The sequence below is a fragment of the uncultured Modestobacter sp. genome (assembly GCF_947486615.1).
Classification (GTDB): Bacteria; Actinomycetota; Actinomycetes; order Mycobacteriales; family Geodermatophilaceae; genus Modestobacter.
The window spans coordinates 150462-165061 of sequence record NZ_CANKUD010000009.1; the positions used below are offsets into that span (position 1 = coordinate 150462).

Here is a 14600-nt window from a genome sequence, read left to right on the forward strand (position 1 = left end):
CCAGACTCAAACCCGATGCCACTGGCGGCCCCGGTGACGAGCGAGGGGTTCGGTGTCTGTCATGGCCGCTGGGCTACCCAGGATGACGGCTGCTGCACTGCACGAGCCCGGGACGGCCGCGAGCGTCGGCGTGCCGGCCGGACCCCCCGTTCCCTGGCCTCCTCGGCGAGCTGGCGGGCCGCGATCAGCAGCGCCGACTCCGCGGTCGTCACTCCCCTTCCCCGAGTGCGTCGGTGATCCTGGTGATCGGCTCCTCCCGGTCGGGCAGCCCCGGACCGGTGACCCGGGCGGTGCTCGCCGACTCGACGTCCCGGACCACTGCGGCCCCGTCTTCCAGGGTCTGCGCCGCTCCCGGCGCCCCGCCGGACCGGAGCAGCTCCACGCGCGCATGGCCGGGCGGGGCGGTGACCACGTAGGACACCAGCTCCGCGGCGTTGCTGGTACCCGGTACCGAGCAGGCCGCCGCCGCGACCACGTCGGCCACCGCGGTGCCGGCCGGATGGGTGCCGACCCCGCAGCCTCCGGCGGTCCCCGATCCGTCGGCAGCCATGTCGGCGAAGGCGGTGCTGGTCGCCACGGCACCCGAGGGCAGGGTGAGGGCCAGGACGACGACGTCGGCGTCCCCACCGTCGGGGCCGGGCACCACCCCGGACCACAACAGCACCGGGTCCAGCGTCTCCTCGCCCAGTCCGGTCGGGCCGGAGACCTGTCGCAGCGCCTGGTCGATGGCCTCCGGAGCCGGGTCGGGATCACCGCCCGGCCGCAGCGGGACGAGGTCCGGCGGGTCGAACACCTCGCCCGCTCCGAAGGCCGGGAACACCCCCCGGGACTCCGAGACCACGCCGTCGTGCACCACCCGGTACCGAGCTCCGTCAGCGCCGGGGACGACGGCGTCCAGGGCGACCACCGCCACCCCGTCGACGGTGTCCACCGGCTGGTAGTCGCGGCCGACCGTGCCGTCGGTGGCGATCTCCGCCCGGGGGGACACCAGCACCTGGTCGCCCGGCTGGGCGATCACGATCAGCGCCCCTCCGCCCCCGTCGACCCCCGAACCGGGCTGCCCGACCGCGAGTGCGGTCGACTCCGCTGGATCGACGGTGAGGTAGGAGCTGTCGGGCACGAGGTCCTGCGGTGCGGCAGCGGCCGGGCCGGTGTACCACTGGCCGAACAGCTGCCCCTCCGCCGGACCGACGACGAGCGCCACCCGGCCGGCGGGGGTCTCCCCGGCGAAGACGACCTGCCGATCCGCGCTGTCGGGCACCGGCCGGTTCGGCCAGTCCAGCTCCCGCACGGCCGCGAGGTAGTCCGGGTCGTCGGCCAGCGAGCCGCGCGGCGGCAGCGGGAAGCTGTGCCCGCCGGCCGCGTCCCCGCCGCCCTCGTCCCCGCTCCGCCCGGCGCCGCCGAGCAGCACCGGGACGACGACCACCACCAGCGCGACGCAGGCGACGACGGCGACCGCGGCGGCGCGGTGCCACCGCTCGGTGCGCCGCCGGTCGATCACCGCATCGGCCGCGGCCAGGTCGTCCCGCCGGGGGCCGGCCGGGGTCGCCGCCGCGGCGTGCAGACGCCGCCGCAGCTCCAGGTCGTCGATCATCGCCGTCCCACCTCTCGGTGCTCGGGCTCCCGGGGCCCGGGGCCGAGCAGTTCGCGGAGCCGGGCCATCGCCCGGGACGTCTGTGTCTTCACCGTGCCGACCGAGCAGCCCAGCAGCTGTGCCGTCTGAGCCTCCGAGCGGTCCTCGTAGAACCGCAGGACGACGACCGCCCGCATCCGCGGTGGGAGGGTGCGCAGCGCGCCGAGCAGCTCCTCGTCGCGCTCGTCGGCCGGGCGGGCCGCCCGGTCCGGCAGCGACTCCACCACCTGCTCGGTGCTGGCCAGCCGCCGGCGCCAGCTGGTGTGCGTGGTCACCAGCACCCGACGCACGTACGCGGTGGGGTCACCTCGGCCGCTGACCCGCCCCCAGTGCCGGTAGGTCTTCAGCAGCGCCTGCTGCACCAGGTCCTCGGCGTGGCCGTCGTCGCCGGTGAGCAGGTGGGCGGTGCGCAGCAGGGCGGCCCGCTGCTCGATCACGAAGTGGCGGAACCGCGCGTCGTCCTCGTCGCTCACTGCACCTCCCTCGCTGCGCTCTCACCCTCTACACGCGGTGAGCACGCCGGGAGGTTGACACGGGCGTCGTCCAGCGGACCCGTGCCGAGGACTGCTGCCCTGGAGCCAGGCCGCACAGGTGGTCAGCCGGCGGCACGCAACCGCGCGGGCCTCCCGCTCCCGGGGTCACCGACTCACGCCGAGGCACCGCTGTAGTGGCGGAGCCCCACCCGCCAGGCGAAGCGCGTCACGGCGAACAGCGCGGCGGTGAACGCGGCCGCGCCCAGCAGCAGCCAGCCCGACGCCCGGCCGGTGAGCGCCTCGGCCGGCACGGTGATGGCGAAGGCCAGCGGCACCAGGAAGGTGAACCCGAAGCGGAGCCAGCCCGGGTAGACCGACACCGGCCAGCGGCCGGCCTGGTACATGCCGTCGAAGAGCTCGACCAGCGCGTCGACCCGGACGATCCAGAACGCCAGCACGGTGAGCAGCAGCCAGAACGAGTAGATGACGACCACCCCGAGCAGCAGGGCGACCAGGAAGCCGGCCACGGCCAGCGGCCCCACCGGGCGGTCCAGCCGGACCACCGCCACGACCACCAGGGCGGCACCGACCAGCACGTCCACGACCTGCCACACCTCGAACCGGCGGGCGCTGACCAGCAGCTGGCCGTCGGCGGGCTTGGTGAGGACGAAGTCGAGTGTGCCCTGCCGGACGTCGTCCATCAGCTGCTGCATGTTGGGCTGGATCACCGAGCGGATCACCCCGCCCATGAGCACGTGCACGCCCATGACCACCAGCAGCTCGTCGCCGGACCAGCCGCCCAGGGAGTCGGTGTGGCTGAAGACCAGCGCCAGCACGGCCAGCGAGGTGCCGACCGCCACTCCCGACTGCAGCAGGCTGAACAGCACGTTCGTCCGGTACTGCAGCTCGTTCTGCACCCCGACCCGCAGGAAGGTGCCGACCAGCCGCAGCGCTTGCAGGTCCCGGTCGGTGCGCGTGCCGGCCATCAGTTGCCCACCGCCCCGTACCGCCGCACGCCGAGCCGGAAGACCCCGGTGGCCAGCAGCGTGCCGACGCCGATCCAGATCAGCTGGACGCCGATCCCGGCCCACAGCTGACCGGTGGACAGGTTCCCGACCAGCGCCTCGATCGGGAAGCCGAACGTCGACGGGAAGGGGCTCCAGGCGGCGACGGTCTGCGCCCAGCCGGGCAGCAGGGCCAGCGGCAGGAGGCGGCCGGAGAGCAGCAGCTCGGCGGTGAACCACAGCTGGTAGAGCGCGCTGACCCGCGTCGTCCAGAAGGTGATCATGCCCAGCGCCTCGAGCAGCAGCGACCGGATCAGGTACGCGCCCCAGATCGCCAGCACGAAGACCAGCAGCTCCAGCGCGGTCACGTCGAACACCGGGGAGAACACCAGCGTCAGCACGGCGGCGATCGGGATCCACAGCAGGATGACGACGAACTTCCACCCGGCGAAGTACGCCAGGTCGTAGTGCAGCGGGTGCACCGGGAGCAGCAGTTGCCCGGACAGCTCGCCCTGGCGGATCCGCTGCTCCCAGCCGTAGGGCGTGAAGACGACGTTCATGTTCCGGACCAGCGTCCAGACGATGTAGTAGGCGGCGAACTCCCCGGCGGTGATGCCCTCGACCGCACCGCCCTGTGCGTCGGCCACTGCGGACCACACCACCAGGTAGACCACCGGCTCGGCGATCATCCCGAGCATGTACAGGTAGTTGGCGGTGCGGTACTGGAACTGGCTCTGCACCGCGGTGCGCATCACGACGGCGTAGAAGCCGGGCAGCCCGCGCAGCCGGCGCCGCTCCCGGGTCTGCGGCGCCGCGGTCACGACGGGACCGGCGCGGACGGCCGGCCGGCGAACACCCGCTCGATGACGTCCTCGATCGGCGGGTCCTCGATGGTCAGCCCGCTCACCCGGTGGTCGGCGAGCAGCCGGGCGGCGACCGCGGACGCCTCGGCCGTGGGCACGCGCAGGCTGGTGCGCCCGTCCGGTGAGCTCTCCACCACCTCGCCGTAGCCGGAGAGGTCGGTGACCCCCTCGGGCAGCTGCACGGTGATCGTCTGGTGCGGGGAGAACCGGGTGGTCAGCGCCCGCAGCCCGCCGTCGTAGAGGACGGCCCCGGCGTCGATGACCACCACCCGGGAGCACAGCGCCTGCACGTCGGCCATGTAGTGGCTGGTCAGCAGGATCGAGGCGCCGGTGCGCCGGTTGTACTCGGCGAGGAACCCCCGGATCCGCTTCTGCGCCGTCACGTCCAGGCCGATCGTCGGCTCGTCGAGGAAGAGCACCTGCGGCCGGTGCAGCAGCGAGGCGGCGATCTCGGCCTTCATCCGCTCGCCCAGGGAGAGGTTGCGCACCGGCTTGCGCACCAGGTCACCGATCTCCAGCAGCTCGACCAGCTCGTCGCGGGTGCGGCGGAACTCCGCGTCGGGAATGCGGTAGACGGCGCGGTTCATCTCGAAGGAGTCCAGCGCCGGGATGTCCCACTGCAGCTGGTTGCGGTTGCCCATGACGAGGGTGATGCGGCGCAGGAACTCCCGCTCCCGCCGGGACGGGGTGTGGCCGAGCACGGAGACCTCGCCCGAGGTCGGGAAGAGCAGCCCGGAGAGCATCTTCAGCATCGTGGTCTTGCCCGCGCCGTTCGCGCCGAGGAAGCCGACCACCTCGCCCGAGGCCACGTCGAAGGACACCCCGGCGACCGCCTCGACGTCCCGGTGCGTGCGGCGCACCAGGCCCCGGATCGACGCGGCCAGGCCGGCGTCCCGCTCGGCGACCCGGAAGGTCTTGCGCAGGTCGCGCACCCGGATGGCCGGCTGGTCGGACCTGCTCGCGGCGTCCACGGCGCGGACCCAAACGGCGGGACGGTGCAGTCCCGAACTGCTTTACCGCGGCGCGCCACGGTGGTGCCGCCCGGCCCGGCCGGACAGCCGGGCGGCGACCGGTGCACCCGGCGACGCCGGAGGTCAGCCCCGCTGGGCATCCCGGCGACCGGGCACCAGGCGGCGCGCCGCCCCGCGGTGCACCCAGCCGGCCACCGCCAGGTAGGCGATCACCGGGCAGGCGGCGAACACCGCGAGCACCGTGCCGCCCACCGCCAGCCCGACCACCAGCAGCAGGCCGCTGACGAGCACGGTCAGCAGCCCGGCCAACCGCCAGCGCCGCAGCTCGTCGTCCGGCACCGACTCGCCGCCGGAGAACAACCGGTGCAGCTCCGGTTCCTCGGTGGTGAGCTGCCGCTCGATGTCGGCCAGCACCTGCTCTTCTGAGTTGGTCATCGGTGAGCCCCGTCCCCCTGCACACAGGCCGGTCGTGCCGGCCCGCGCCGTGCTCTCGACGCGCGACCGGGCTTTCCCCGGCGGGGGCGGTCCTACACCACCCGGCCACCGCGCGATCGGTGATGATCGAACACGTGACGGACGACGCGCTGATCTGCTCGGCGAAGGGCTGCCGGGCGCCGGCCACCTCCCGGCTGGTGTGGAACAACCCGAAAGTGCACACCCCGGACCGGGAGAAGGTCTGGACCGCCTGCGACGCGCACCGCGAGCAGCTCTCCCACCACCTGGCGATCCGGTCGTTCCTGCGCCGCGTAGAACCCGTGGAGCAGGCCCGGTAGGTTCGTCGGCGCACACGGGAGCCCGGGCGCGGGCTGAGAAGGCGGACGACCACCGCCGACCGTCCAACCTGATCCGGTTCATGCCGGCGGAGGGAGCTGCTCGGTGCTCGCCGCACGTTTCCATGCCCCAGGCCAGCCGCTGGCCCTGGACGACGTCCCCGTCCCCACCCCCGCGCCCGACGAGGTGCGGGTGCGGGTGCACGCCGCCGGTGTCTGCGGCACCGAGCTGCACTTCACCGACGGGCTCTACGCGCCGTCCCGCACCCCGATGACGCTGGGGCACGAGGCCGCCGGCGTGGTCGAGGCCGTGGGCTCGGCGGTCACCGGCTGGGCCGAGGGCGATCGGGTCGCCGTCTACTACTACCTGTTCTGCGGCTCCTGCCGCTGGTGCCTGCGCGGCCGGCAGAACCTCTGCCTCACCCCGCGCGGCGTGCTGGCCTTCGCCGCGGACGGCGCCTTCGCCGAGCAGCTCGTCGTCCCGGCCCACTGCCTGGTCCGGCTGCCGGACGAGGTCTCCTTCGACGCCGCGGCGCCGCTGTGCTGTGCCGGCACCACCGCGGTGCACGCGCTGGCCGAGGCGGCGGTGGAGCCCGGCGAGGTCGTCGTGGTGCTGGGCAGCGGCGGTGTCGGGCTGGCTGCCGTGCAGGAGGCCCGGCGGCGCGGTGCCACCGTGATCGCGGTCAGCCGGGACGCCGCCCGGCGGGACGCTGCCCGCCGCTGCGGGGCCACTGCCGCGGTGCCGCCGGGCGAGGCCGCCGACGCGGTCGCCCGGGTGTCGGGCGGGCAGGGCGCGGACGTGGTGGTCGAACTGGCCGGGGTGACCGCCACCCTCGAGCTGTCCACCGGCGTGCTGGGCCGGCGGGGCCGGCTGGTGCTGGTCGGCTACAGCGCCGACCAGCTCACCGTCAGCCCGCTGGCGCTGGTGGTCGCCGAGCAGCGGGTGCTGGCCAGCGTGGGCAACACGCTGGCCGAGCTGGAGCAGGCGGTGGGCCTGGCGGCAGCCGGTCAGCTGACCCCGCCGGTGGCCGCTACCCTGCCGCTGACCCAGGTCAACGAGGCGCTGGACCGGCTGCGGGCCGGCGAGGTGACCGGCCGGCTGGTGTTGCACCCCCAGGCCTGAGCCCGGCCGGGCGCCCGTGTGAGGATCGGCGCTCGTGCGACGACGCGGCAAGGACGCCCCACTCCCCCGCGAGGTCGGCGTCCTCGCCATCGTCGCCTTCGTGGTGGCCCTCGGCTTCGGCGTCGTGGCCCCGGCCATCCCGCTGTTCGTCCGCGACTACGGCGTGGGCACCACCGCCGTCGGCTTCGCGGTCAGCGCCTTCGCCTTCTTCCGGTTCGTCTCCGCGTTCGGCGGCGGCTCGCTGGTGGAACGCATCGGCGAGCGGGCGGTGCTGGCCGCCGGGCTGGCGATCGTCGCGGTGACCACCGGCCTGGCCGGGCTGGCCGGCAACTTCCCGCTGTTCGTCAGCCTGCGCGCGGCCGGCGGCATCGGCAGCGCGATGTTCACCGTCGCCGCGCTGTCGCTGCTGCTGCGCACCGCGCCGTCGCACCAGCGGGGCCGGGCGGCCGCCACCTACCAGGGCGGCTTCATCCTCGGCGGCATCGCCGGGCCCGCCGCCGGTGGCTTCCTGGCCGAGATCTCCCCGCGGGTGCCGTTCTTCGTCTACGCCGGCTTCCTGCTGGTCGCCGGTGCGGTGGCGCTGGTGCTGCTCCGGCCGGCCGCGCTCCCACCGATCCCGGCCGAGACCGCGCCCGGCGTCGACCAGGGCGGCGGGCCGGAGCCCTCCACCGCCGCCGTCCCCCCGCCCGGCACCCACGACGGCGGGCTGCGCCAGGCGCTCCGCTCCCGGGCCTACCTGGCGGCCCTGGTCGCCAACCTCGGTGTCGGCTGGGTGCTGTTCGGGGTGCGCAACTCCCTCGTTCCGCTGTACGTGACCGAGGAGCTGGGCAAGACCGTGGCCTGGGCCGGCGCCGGGCTGCTGGCCGGGTCAGTCGCCCAGGCGCTGGGCCTGCTGCGGGCCGGGCGGCTGTCGGACACCTGGGGACGGCGCCCGTCGCTGGTGCTGGGCACCGGGCTGGCCACCGCGTCGATCGCGGTGCTGGTGCTGCCGCCGTCCACCGTGGTGTTCCTGCTGGCGATGGCCACCTTCGGCCTGGGCGCCTCGCTGCTGGCCAGCGTGCCGGCCGCGGTGGTCGGCGACGTGAGCCCGCGCCGGGGCGGGCGGATGGTCGCGGTGTTCCAGATGGTCGCCGACCTGGGTGCCGTCGTCGGGCCGCTGGTCGCCGGCTGGCTCACCGACGCCTTCTCCTTCCAGGTGGCGTTCGCGGTCAGCGCCGCCGTCCTCGGCCTCGGGCTGCTGGCGGCGCTGGCCATGCCGCGGCAGGTGCGGCCGGCCTGAGGCAACCGGCGGGACTTCCGTTGGACACCTCCACGGAGTTGGATGAGCAGGCCACCGGGGGCCCGCCCACCGGGGCGGTCCACCCTGCGGCGGCGCCGACCGGAGGTGCTGTGCCTGCCCGACCCGTCCTGCTCACCGTCGACGACGACCGCGCCGTCAGCCGCGCCGTCGCCCGCGACCTCCGCCGCCGCTACGGCGAGGCGTTCCGGATCGTCCGGGCGGAGAGCGGCCACGACGCGCTGGCGGTGCTGCGCGAGCTGACCGCGCGCGGCGAGGCGACCGCCCTGCTGCTGGCCGACCACCGGATGCCCGGCATGACCGGGGTGGAGTTCCTGGAGCAGGCGATGGACCTGGCACCCACCGCCAAGCGGGTGCTGCTCACCGCCTACGCCGACACCGACGCCGCCATCCGGGCGATCAACGACGTCGACCTCGACCACTACCTGCTCAAGCCCTGGGACCCGCCGGAGGAGAAGCTCTACCCGGTCCTGGACGACCTGCTCGACCAGTGGAAGCGCACCGCCCGGCAGCCCTTCGACGGGCTCACCCTCCTCGGCCACCAGTGGTCGGCGGAGACCCAGGAGCTCAAGGAGTTCCTGGCCCGCAACCAGGTGCCCTACCGGCACCTGCAGGGCGAGGAGGCCGCCGCGATCCGCACCGCCGCCGAGCTCGGCGACGACGCGCTGCCGGCCTGTGTCTTCCCCGACGGCACGGTGCTCAGCCGGCCCTCGCTGCGTGACGTGGCCGAGAAGTGCGGCCTGTCCACGACGGCCGGCAGCCCGTTCTACGACGTCGTGGTGATCGGCGCCGGCCCCGCCGGTCTGGGCTCGGCCGTGTACGCCGGCAGCGAGGGGCTGCGCACCCTGCTGGTCGAGCGGACCGCCACCGGCGGGCAGGCGGGCACCAGCAGCCGGATCGAGAACTACCTCGGCTTCCCGCGCGGCGTCTCCGGCGCTGACCTGGCCCGGCGGGCCCGCGACCAAGCGGTGAAGTTCGGCGTGGAGATCCTGACCACCGCCGAGGTCACCGAGATCGCGCCGGCCGGCGACGGCCGGGTCGTGCGGTTCGCCGACGGCGCGGAGGTCACCACCCACGCCGTCGTCCTGGCCACCGGCGTCCAGTGGACCCGGCTGCCGGCCCGGGGCGCCGAGGAGTTCGCCGGCCGTGGCGTGTTCTACGGCGCCGACCCGCACGAGGCGCTCAGCTGCACCGACCAGACCGTCTACATCGTCGGCGCAGCCAACTCCGCCGGGCAGGCGGCGCTGCACTTCGCCAAGTACGCCGGCAAGGTCGTGCTGCTGTGCCGCGGCACCGACATCCGCCGGGGCATGAGCGAGTACCTGGTCGCCCGGATCGAGGCGCACCCGGTGATCGAGGTGCGCACCTGCACGACCGTCGAGGCCGTCGAGGGCGATGACCACCTCGAGCGGCTGGTGCTGGCCAACGCGGCCAGCGGCAGCTCGGAGACCGTCGAGGCCAGCCGGCTGTTCGTGTTCATCGGCGCCCGGCCGATCACCGACTGGCTGGGCGAGGCCTACGCCCGCGACGACCACGGCTTCCTGCGCACCGGCCCGGCGCTGCTGGACGCCGAGGGCCGCCCGCCGGCGGACTGGCCGCTGCCCCGGGCGCCCTACCACCTGGAGTGCTCGGTGCCCGGGGTGTTCGTGGCCGGCGACGTCCGGTCGGAGTCGGTCAAGCGCGTGGCCTCCGCCGTCGGTGAGGGCGCGATGGCCGTGAGCCTGGTGCACCGCTACCTGGAGGCGATCTGAGATGGCCGTCGACCTCGACGAGCTGCGCAGCCTGTTCCTGTTCGAGTCGCTCGACGACGAGGCGCTGCACTGGCTGTCCGGCCGCAGCGACGTGCGCGTGTACGACGCCGACACGGTCGTCTTCGCCGAGGGCGAGCCGGCCGAGGCGCTGTACATGCTGCTGGAGGGCGAGCTGCTGCTGACCAAGCACGGCGGCGGCGAGGACGTCGTCATCAACCGTACGGCGCACCGCGGGGCGTACTCCGGCGCCGTCCGGGCCTTCGCCAGCGGACCGCCGGAGGTGTACCAGACGACGCTGCGCAGCACGCTGCCCAGCCGGTTCCTCCGGCTGCCGGCCGGGGACTTCGCCACGCTGGTGGTCCAGCAGTGCCCGATGGCGGTGCACCTGCTCGACGGCATCTACGAGGGCGTGCGGGCCACCGAGTCGGCGATCCGCCAGCGCGAGCACCTGGCCCAGCTCGGCGTCCTGTCGGCGAACCTGGCCCACGAGCTGAACAACCCCGCGGCCGCGGCCGTGCGGGCGACCGAGCAGCTGCGCAGCCGCGTCGCCGGGATGCGGACCAAGCTGCGGCTGCTGGCCGGCAAGGGGCTCTCCCCGGAGCTGGTCGCCCGGCTGATCGAGACCCAGGAGGTCGCGGTCGAGCGGGCGCTGAAGCCACGGCCGGAGCTCACCGCCCTGGAGGAGAGCGACCTGGAGGACTCCATCGCCGACCGGCTGGAGGAGCTCGGCGTCGGCCACACCTACGACCTGGCACCGGTGTTCGCCGCGGCGGGCATGGACGCCCAGTGGGTGGACGACGTGGTGGAGCGGGTCGACTCCGGGCTGGAGTGGGACGCGGCCTTCGGCTGGCTCCGCTACACGCTGGAGACCGAGGCGCTGATGAGCGAGATCGAGGAGGCCAGCACCCGGATCTCCTCGCTGGTCGGCGCGGTGAAGCAGTACTCACACCTGGACCAGGCCCAGCACTCCGACGTCGAGCTCAAGCCCGGCCTGGAGAGCACGCTGGTGATGCTGGCCCGCAAGCTCACCGGCATCGAGGTGCGCCGCGAGTACGCCGCGGACCTGCCGAAGGTGCCCGGCTACCCGGCCGAGCTCAACCAGGTCTGGACGAACCTGATCGACAACGCCGCCGACGCGCTCGGCGCGCACGGCGTGCTGACGTTGCGCACCCGGGCGGACGCCGAGGCGGTGTTCGTGGAGGTCGCCGACGACGGGCCGGGGGTGCCGGAGTCGGTGCGCGAGCACCTGTTCGAGCCCTTCGTCACCACCAAGCCGGCCGGTGAGGGCAGCGGCCTGGGCCTGGAGAACGCCAAGCGGATCGTCGAGCGGCGGCACGGCGGGTCACTGAGCTACACCACCGGCCCGGAGGGGACGACGTTCTGCGTCCGGCTGCCGCGCACCCGCCGGCCCTGACCGTCGATGGGCTGGCAGACCGAACGCGGAGCCACCTGCGGGCACGCCGGCGGTCTGCCGGCTCCGCCCGGCCCGGCGTCGGCGTGCGCGGACTGCGTGCGGGTGGGCGGCCAGTGGGTGCACCTGCGCCGCTGCCTGGCCTGTGACCACGTCGCCTGCTGCGACTCCTCGCCGCACCGGCACGCCACCGCGCACGCCACGGCGACCGGCCACCCGGTGGTCGCCTCCGCCGAACCCCGCGAGCACTGGGCCTGGTGCTACCCCGACCAGGCCCTCCTCCTCCCCGGCCCCTAGCTCTTCGGCCCTGTCGCAGGGGGCCGCCCCGAGCGGAGCGTGGGGTGAGGGGCGACGGGGTCCTTCACGTAGGGGATCGTCTGCGGGCCCTCGGGCAGCACGCAGACGCGGGCGTCCGGGCCGGCCTCCGCCACCGCCTCGGCGACGGTGGCGGCGATGTCGGTGGTCTGGGCCAGGTGCGCCTCGGCCAGCTGGGCGTCGGTGAGGTGGTCGGTGTGCATCACGACCCGGTGTGCGGCCTGGATGCGGGCCTGGATCTGCACCTGCCACTGGTCGGGCACCGTCTGCTCCCGGGCACCGATCAGCTCCAGCAGCGCCTCCGGCGACGCGGCCGAGGTGAGCACCTCCCGGTAGGAGCCGTGGTCGGGGAAGCCGTCCTCGCAGGCCGCCGCGCAGACGATCAGCCCGTCGGGCTTCGTCACCTGCGCGGCGGCGGACATGCCCTTCACCGACTGGTAGAGGTTCTGGTCCAGCGGGAAGCCCGAGCCGGTGGTGACCACGACGTCGAAGGGGGCGTCCACCGGGGCCATCGCCACCTCGCGGGCTCGCTCGATCGCCACCGCGTGCATCTCCAGGGTGTCGCCGCCGAACGCGGCGATCACCTCCTGCGCGGTGTTGAGCACCACGTCGAAGGAGTACGTCACGTCGGTGCCGGCGGTGATCGCCCGGACGTCGTCGTGCACCGGGTTGCCCTGGGTGACGCCCCAGGTCGCCCGCGGGTCGCCGATCCGCTTCGCGTCGTGCAGCACCAGCACCGTGTCCAGCGCGGCCAGGCCCGGGGCGACCATCTTCGGGCCACCGGAGAAGCCGGCGAAGAAGTGCGGTTCGACGAAGCCGGTGGTGATCCGGACGTCGGCGTCCACCCACTGCTCGTTGAGCCACACCGGCACGCCGTCGCCGAAGGTGCCCATCCAGCGGTGGGTGTCACTCGCCCGGGAGTCGTGGTTGACGATCCGCACCGTGTCCACGACCTCGTCGCCGAACATGGCCCGCAGCTCGGCGTCGGTGTTGGCCCGGTGGGTGCCGGTGGCGACCAGCACGACGACGTCCTCGAGCCGCACGATGCCGTCGAGCTCCTCGAGCACCGCCGGGACCATCAGGTGCCGGGGCTGGGCACGGGTGCCGTCGCAGGCCGAGATCGCCACCGTCTGCCCGGGCCGGACGCGCTCCCGCAGCGGCGCACCGCCCACCGGCTCGCGCAGCGCCCGGCGCAGCTCGGCCGGGACGTCCGCGGCAGCCGCGTGCTCGACGGGGGTGATCACCGCCGCGTCATCCGGCAGCTCGACGGTCAGTCCTGCGCGCCCGTAGGCGAGCCTCACCTGCTGCACGTCGGCCTCCTCGCCGTCTGGTCGGCCCATTCGACCACTCCTCCGCCGATCCCACTCGGTCGCCGGCGCAAACACGTGGACCCGCCGAGCGGCCCCGCCTACCGTCCGGCGGATGGAAGCGCGGCCCTACCTCGTCCTGGACCTCAGCCGGCCACTGCCCGAGGTTGACCGCACCGGCGTCCGGGTGGCACGGGAGGCCGACCTGCCGGCGATGGCCGAGGTGATGGCCGAGGCCTACCGCGGCACGGTGGACGACGAGGGCGAGGACCAGCCCGCCGCGCTGGCGGAGCTGCGGTCGACGGCCGCCGGCACCCACGGCCCGCCGCTGCCCGACGCCTGGCTGCTGGCCGAGGAGGCCGGTGAGGTGGCCGCCGCCGTCGTCTGCACCCGGTGGCAGGGGTTGCCGTTCGTCGCGCAGGCCGTCACCCACCCGCGGTGGCAGCGCCGCGGGCACGGCACCCGCCTGTTGCTGGCCGCCGCGACGACGCTCCGGGCCGGTGGGGAGACCCGGTTGTCGCTCATCGTGACCCGCCGGAACCCCGCCCATGCCCTGTACCAGCGACTCGGCTTCACCGAGATCCCCTGGCCCGAGGGCACCTGACCCGGGCGTGCCCGGCTCGCACCCCGGGTAACGGCTGTGGATGAGCGACGCGAGCTTCGTGGACACCCTCGGCGTGCACGGCGGGACGGCGGAGGACGGGACGGCACACCTGCGGCTGGACGCCACCGACCAGCACCTGAACGAGGCGGGCACGGTGCACGGCGGCGTCCTGGCCACCCTGGTCGACACCGCGATGGGGCGGGCGGTGCGCAGCCGTACCGGCGAGTCCGACGTCCCGGCCACCAGTCAGCTGACCGTCACCTACCTGCGTCCCGGCTCGCCCGGGACGCTCGAGGTGACCGGCCGGATCAGCAAGCAGGGCGAGCACCTGACGGTCTGCGAGGCGGAGGTGGCGCAGGAGGGCCGCACCCTGGTGCACGCGGTGGCGACGTTCGCCGTCCTGCACCGCTGACCCCGGGGAAGACGAAGGGCACCTGGACCGGTGGTGGTCCAGGTGCCCCGGTGGTGCTCCGAACGGTGGTCAGGCGGGACGGCGCCCGGCGAGTTGGCGGGCCGCGGTGACGGCCTGCTCGTCGAGGGCGCCGGCGTCGCCAGCGCGGCGGGCCGCCGCCTGGGCGTCCAGCCAGCTGATGTGCCGCTCCCAGGCCGCGCGCGGCGAGATGCTCAGCGCGCGACCGATCTGCGCCCAGTCGGCACCACCCCGGAGGGCGGCGCGGATGCCGAGCTGGCGGTGCTCGTGCGCCTTGCGGGCGACGACCTCGCCGAGGGCGAGCAGCTCGAGCGCCTCCTCGGTGTCCAGCGACGTGCCGACGGCCTTGAAGCTGGCCCAGTCGTCGTCGTCGTCGGAGCTGTCGTTCAGGCCGTCGATGGCGACGTTGTCGCGCCGGCTCAGGAAGTCCAGCCGGATCACGGCGGTCATGAGCGAGAACTCGCTCTCCAGCACCTCAGGGGTGGTGGCGACCTCAGGCACAGTGGTCATGAGGCACAGCATTTCCCGAACCCACCCGGCTGTAACGCGATCGTGACGATCGTCTCGTGTGCGGCCGAGTGGCCTCGCACACGGTGGTCGGCCGGGCGCGGGACGTGCCTGGCCGACCACCGCCGGCCGACGGGCCGG

16 protein-coding genes and 1 riboswitch are annotated in these 14600 nt (G+C 74.4%); of the genes, 8 read left to right on the forward strand and 8 right to left on the reverse strand.

Annotated features, from left to right (window positions below; genetic code table 11):
• Positions 1 to 208 precede the first annotated feature (208 nt).
• The 6 genes from Q1A09_RS16800 to Q1A09_RS16825 all read right to left on the reverse strand — a co-directional run bounded on the left by Q1A09_RS16800 (position 209) and on the right by Q1A09_RS16825 (position 5379).
• Complete coding sequence (locus Q1A09_RS16800; RefSeq protein ID WP_299957352.1) at positions 209 to 1594, reverse strand: hypothetical protein; 1386 nt, start codon at positions 1592 to 1594, stop codon at positions 209 to 211.
• Positions 1591 to 2106, reverse strand: coding sequence for a SigE family RNA polymerase sigma factor (locus tag Q1A09_RS16805; RefSeq protein WP_299957355.1), 516 nt, complete (start codon positions 2104 to 2106; stop codon positions 1591 to 1593). The genes Q1A09_RS16800 and Q1A09_RS16805 overlap by 4 nt, the downstream gene beginning before the upstream one ends.
• 173 nt (positions 2107 to 2279) lie before the next feature.
• The gene (locus Q1A09_RS16810) at positions 2280 to 3092 is read right to left on the reverse strand and encodes an ABC transporter permease (protein ID WP_299957358.1); all 813 of its coding nucleotides are present in this window, start codon (positions 3090 to 3092) and stop codon (positions 2280 to 2282) included.
• A complete protein-coding gene (locus Q1A09_RS16815; protein ID WP_299957361.1) occupies positions 3092 to 3931 on the reverse strand; it encodes an ABC-2 family transporter protein in 840 nt (279 codons plus the stop codon). Before Q1A09_RS16815 ends, Q1A09_RS16810 begins: the two co-directional genes overlap by 1 nt.
• A complete protein-coding gene (locus Q1A09_RS16820) occupies positions 3928 to 4944 on the reverse strand; it encodes an ATP-binding cassette domain-containing protein (protein WP_299957364.1) in 1017 nt (338 codons plus the stop codon). The genes Q1A09_RS16815 and Q1A09_RS16820 overlap by 4 nt, the downstream gene beginning before the upstream one ends.
• Positions 4945 to 5067: 123 nt before the next feature.
• On the reverse strand, positions 5068 to 5379 hold the full coding sequence (locus tag Q1A09_RS16825) for a DUF3040 domain-containing protein (RefSeq protein WP_299957368.1): 312 nt from the start codon (positions 5377 to 5379) through the stop codon (positions 5068 to 5070).
• A 134-nt stretch (positions 5380 to 5513) separates the two neighbouring features.
• On the opposite strand from Q1A09_RS16825, the gene Q1A09_RS16830 reads away from it, so the two are divergent.
• The 6 genes from Q1A09_RS16830 (at position 5514) to Q1A09_RS16855 (ending at position 11593) form a co-directional block, all read left to right on the forward strand.
• A complete protein-coding gene (locus Q1A09_RS16830; RefSeq protein WP_299957371.1) occupies positions 5514 to 5717 on the forward strand; it encodes a hypothetical protein in 204 nt (67 codons plus the stop codon).
• A gap of 4 nt (positions 5718 to 5721) precedes the next feature.
• A riboswitch (TPP riboswitch) is annotated at positions 5722 to 5830 on the forward strand.
• Positions 5821 to 6837 carry an alcohol dehydrogenase catalytic domain-containing protein gene (locus Q1A09_RS16835; RefSeq protein WP_299957374.1) on the forward strand — a complete coding sequence of 339 codons (1017 nt, stop codon included), beginning with the start codon at positions 5821 to 5823 and terminating at the stop codon, positions 6835 to 6837. It overlaps the preceding riboswitch by 10 nt.
• A 34-nt stretch (positions 6838 to 6871) precedes the next feature.
• Positions 6872 to 8116 (forward strand): MFS transporter, encoded by a 1245-nt coding sequence (locus Q1A09_RS16840; protein ID WP_299957377.1) that lies wholly within the window; start codon positions 6872 to 6874, stop codon positions 8114 to 8116.
• A 110-nt stretch (positions 8117 to 8226) separates the two neighbouring features.
• Complete coding sequence (locus tag Q1A09_RS16845; RefSeq protein ID WP_299957380.1) at positions 8227 to 9885, forward strand: FAD-dependent oxidoreductase; 1659 nt, start codon at positions 8227 to 8229, stop codon at positions 9883 to 9885.
• 1 nt (position 9886) lies between these two features.
• Positions 9887 to 11299 carry an ATP-binding protein gene (locus Q1A09_RS16850; RefSeq protein WP_299957382.1) on the forward strand — a complete coding sequence of 471 codons (1413 nt, stop codon included), beginning with the start codon at positions 9887 to 9889 and terminating at the stop codon, positions 11297 to 11299.
• A gap of 6 nt (positions 11300 to 11305) precedes the next feature.
• Positions 11306 to 11593: a UBP-type zinc finger domain-containing protein gene (locus tag Q1A09_RS16855; RefSeq protein ID WP_299957385.1), complete on the forward strand. Its 288-nt coding sequence runs from the start codon at positions 11306 to 11308 to the stop codon at positions 11591 to 11593.
• On the opposite strand, the gene larA is transcribed toward Q1A09_RS16855, so the two are convergent.
• A complete protein-coding gene (gene larA, locus Q1A09_RS16860) occupies positions 11590 to 12951 on the reverse strand; it encodes a nickel-dependent lactate racemase (RefSeq protein ID WP_299957389.1) in 1362 nt (453 codons plus the stop codon). The two genes, Q1A09_RS16855 and larA, sit on opposite strands and share 4 nt — an antisense overlap.
• Positions 12952 to 13033: 82 nt before the next feature.
• Here larA and Q1A09_RS16865 point away from each other — a divergent pair, with 82 nt between their 5' ends.
• Both Q1A09_RS16865 and Q1A09_RS16870 read left to right on the forward strand, forming a co-directional pair.
• Positions 13034 to 13522 (forward strand): GNAT family N-acetyltransferase, encoded by a 489-nt coding sequence (locus tag Q1A09_RS16865; protein ID WP_299957392.1) that lies wholly within the window; start codon positions 13034 to 13036, stop codon positions 13520 to 13522.
• A 40-nt stretch (positions 13523 to 13562) separates the two neighbouring features.
• Positions 13563 to 13934: a PaaI family thioesterase gene (locus tag Q1A09_RS16870; protein ID WP_299957395.1), complete on the forward strand. Its 372-nt coding sequence runs from the start codon at positions 13563 to 13565 to the stop codon at positions 13932 to 13934.
• Between the two features lie 69 nt (positions 13935 to 14003).
• On the opposite strand, the gene Q1A09_RS16875 is transcribed toward Q1A09_RS16870, so the two are convergent.
• Positions 14004 to 14462 carry a hypothetical protein gene (locus Q1A09_RS16875; protein ID WP_299957398.1) on the reverse strand — a complete coding sequence of 153 codons (459 nt, stop codon included), beginning with the start codon at positions 14460 to 14462 and terminating at the stop codon, positions 14004 to 14006.
• Positions 14463 to 14600: the final 138 nt, after the last annotated feature.

Excerpts from the sequence above, each read along its gene's own strand:
- larA (WP_299957389.1), bottom strand. The coding sequence starts at position 12,951 with ATGGGCCGACCAGACGGCGAGGAGGCCGACGTGCAGCAGGTGAGGCTC.
- Q1A09_RS16865 (WP_299957392.1), top strand. The coding sequence starts at position 13,034 with ATGGAAGCGCGGCCCTACCTCGTCCTGGACCTCAGCCGGCCACTGCCC.
- Q1A09_RS16850 (WP_299957382.1), top strand. The coding sequence starts at position 9,887 with ATGGCCGTCGACCTCGACGAGCTGCGCAGCCTGTTCCTGTTCGAGTCG.
- Q1A09_RS16825 (WP_299957368.1), bottom strand. The coding sequence starts at position 5,379 with ATGACCAACTCAGAAGAGCAGGTGCTGGCCGACATCGAGCGGCAGCTC.
- Q1A09_RS16810 (WP_299957358.1), bottom strand. The coding sequence starts at position 3,092 with ATGGCCGGCACGCGCACCGACCGGGACCTGCAAGCGCTGCGGCTGGTC.
- Q1A09_RS16800 (WP_299957352.1), bottom strand. The coding sequence starts at position 1,594 with ATGATCGACGACCTGGAGCTGCGGCGGCGTCTGCACGCCGCGGCGGCG.
- Q1A09_RS16855 (WP_299957385.1), top strand. The coding sequence starts at position 11,306 with ATGGGCTGGCAGACCGAACGCGGAGCCACCTGCGGGCACGCCGGCGGT.
- Q1A09_RS16870 (WP_299957395.1), top strand. The coding sequence starts at position 13,563 with ATGAGCGACGCGAGCTTCGTGGACACCCTCGGCGTGCACGGCGGGACG.
- Q1A09_RS16875 (WP_299957398.1), bottom strand. The coding sequence starts at position 14,462 with ATGACCACTGTGCCTGAGGTCGCCACCACCCCTGAGGTGCTGGAGAGC.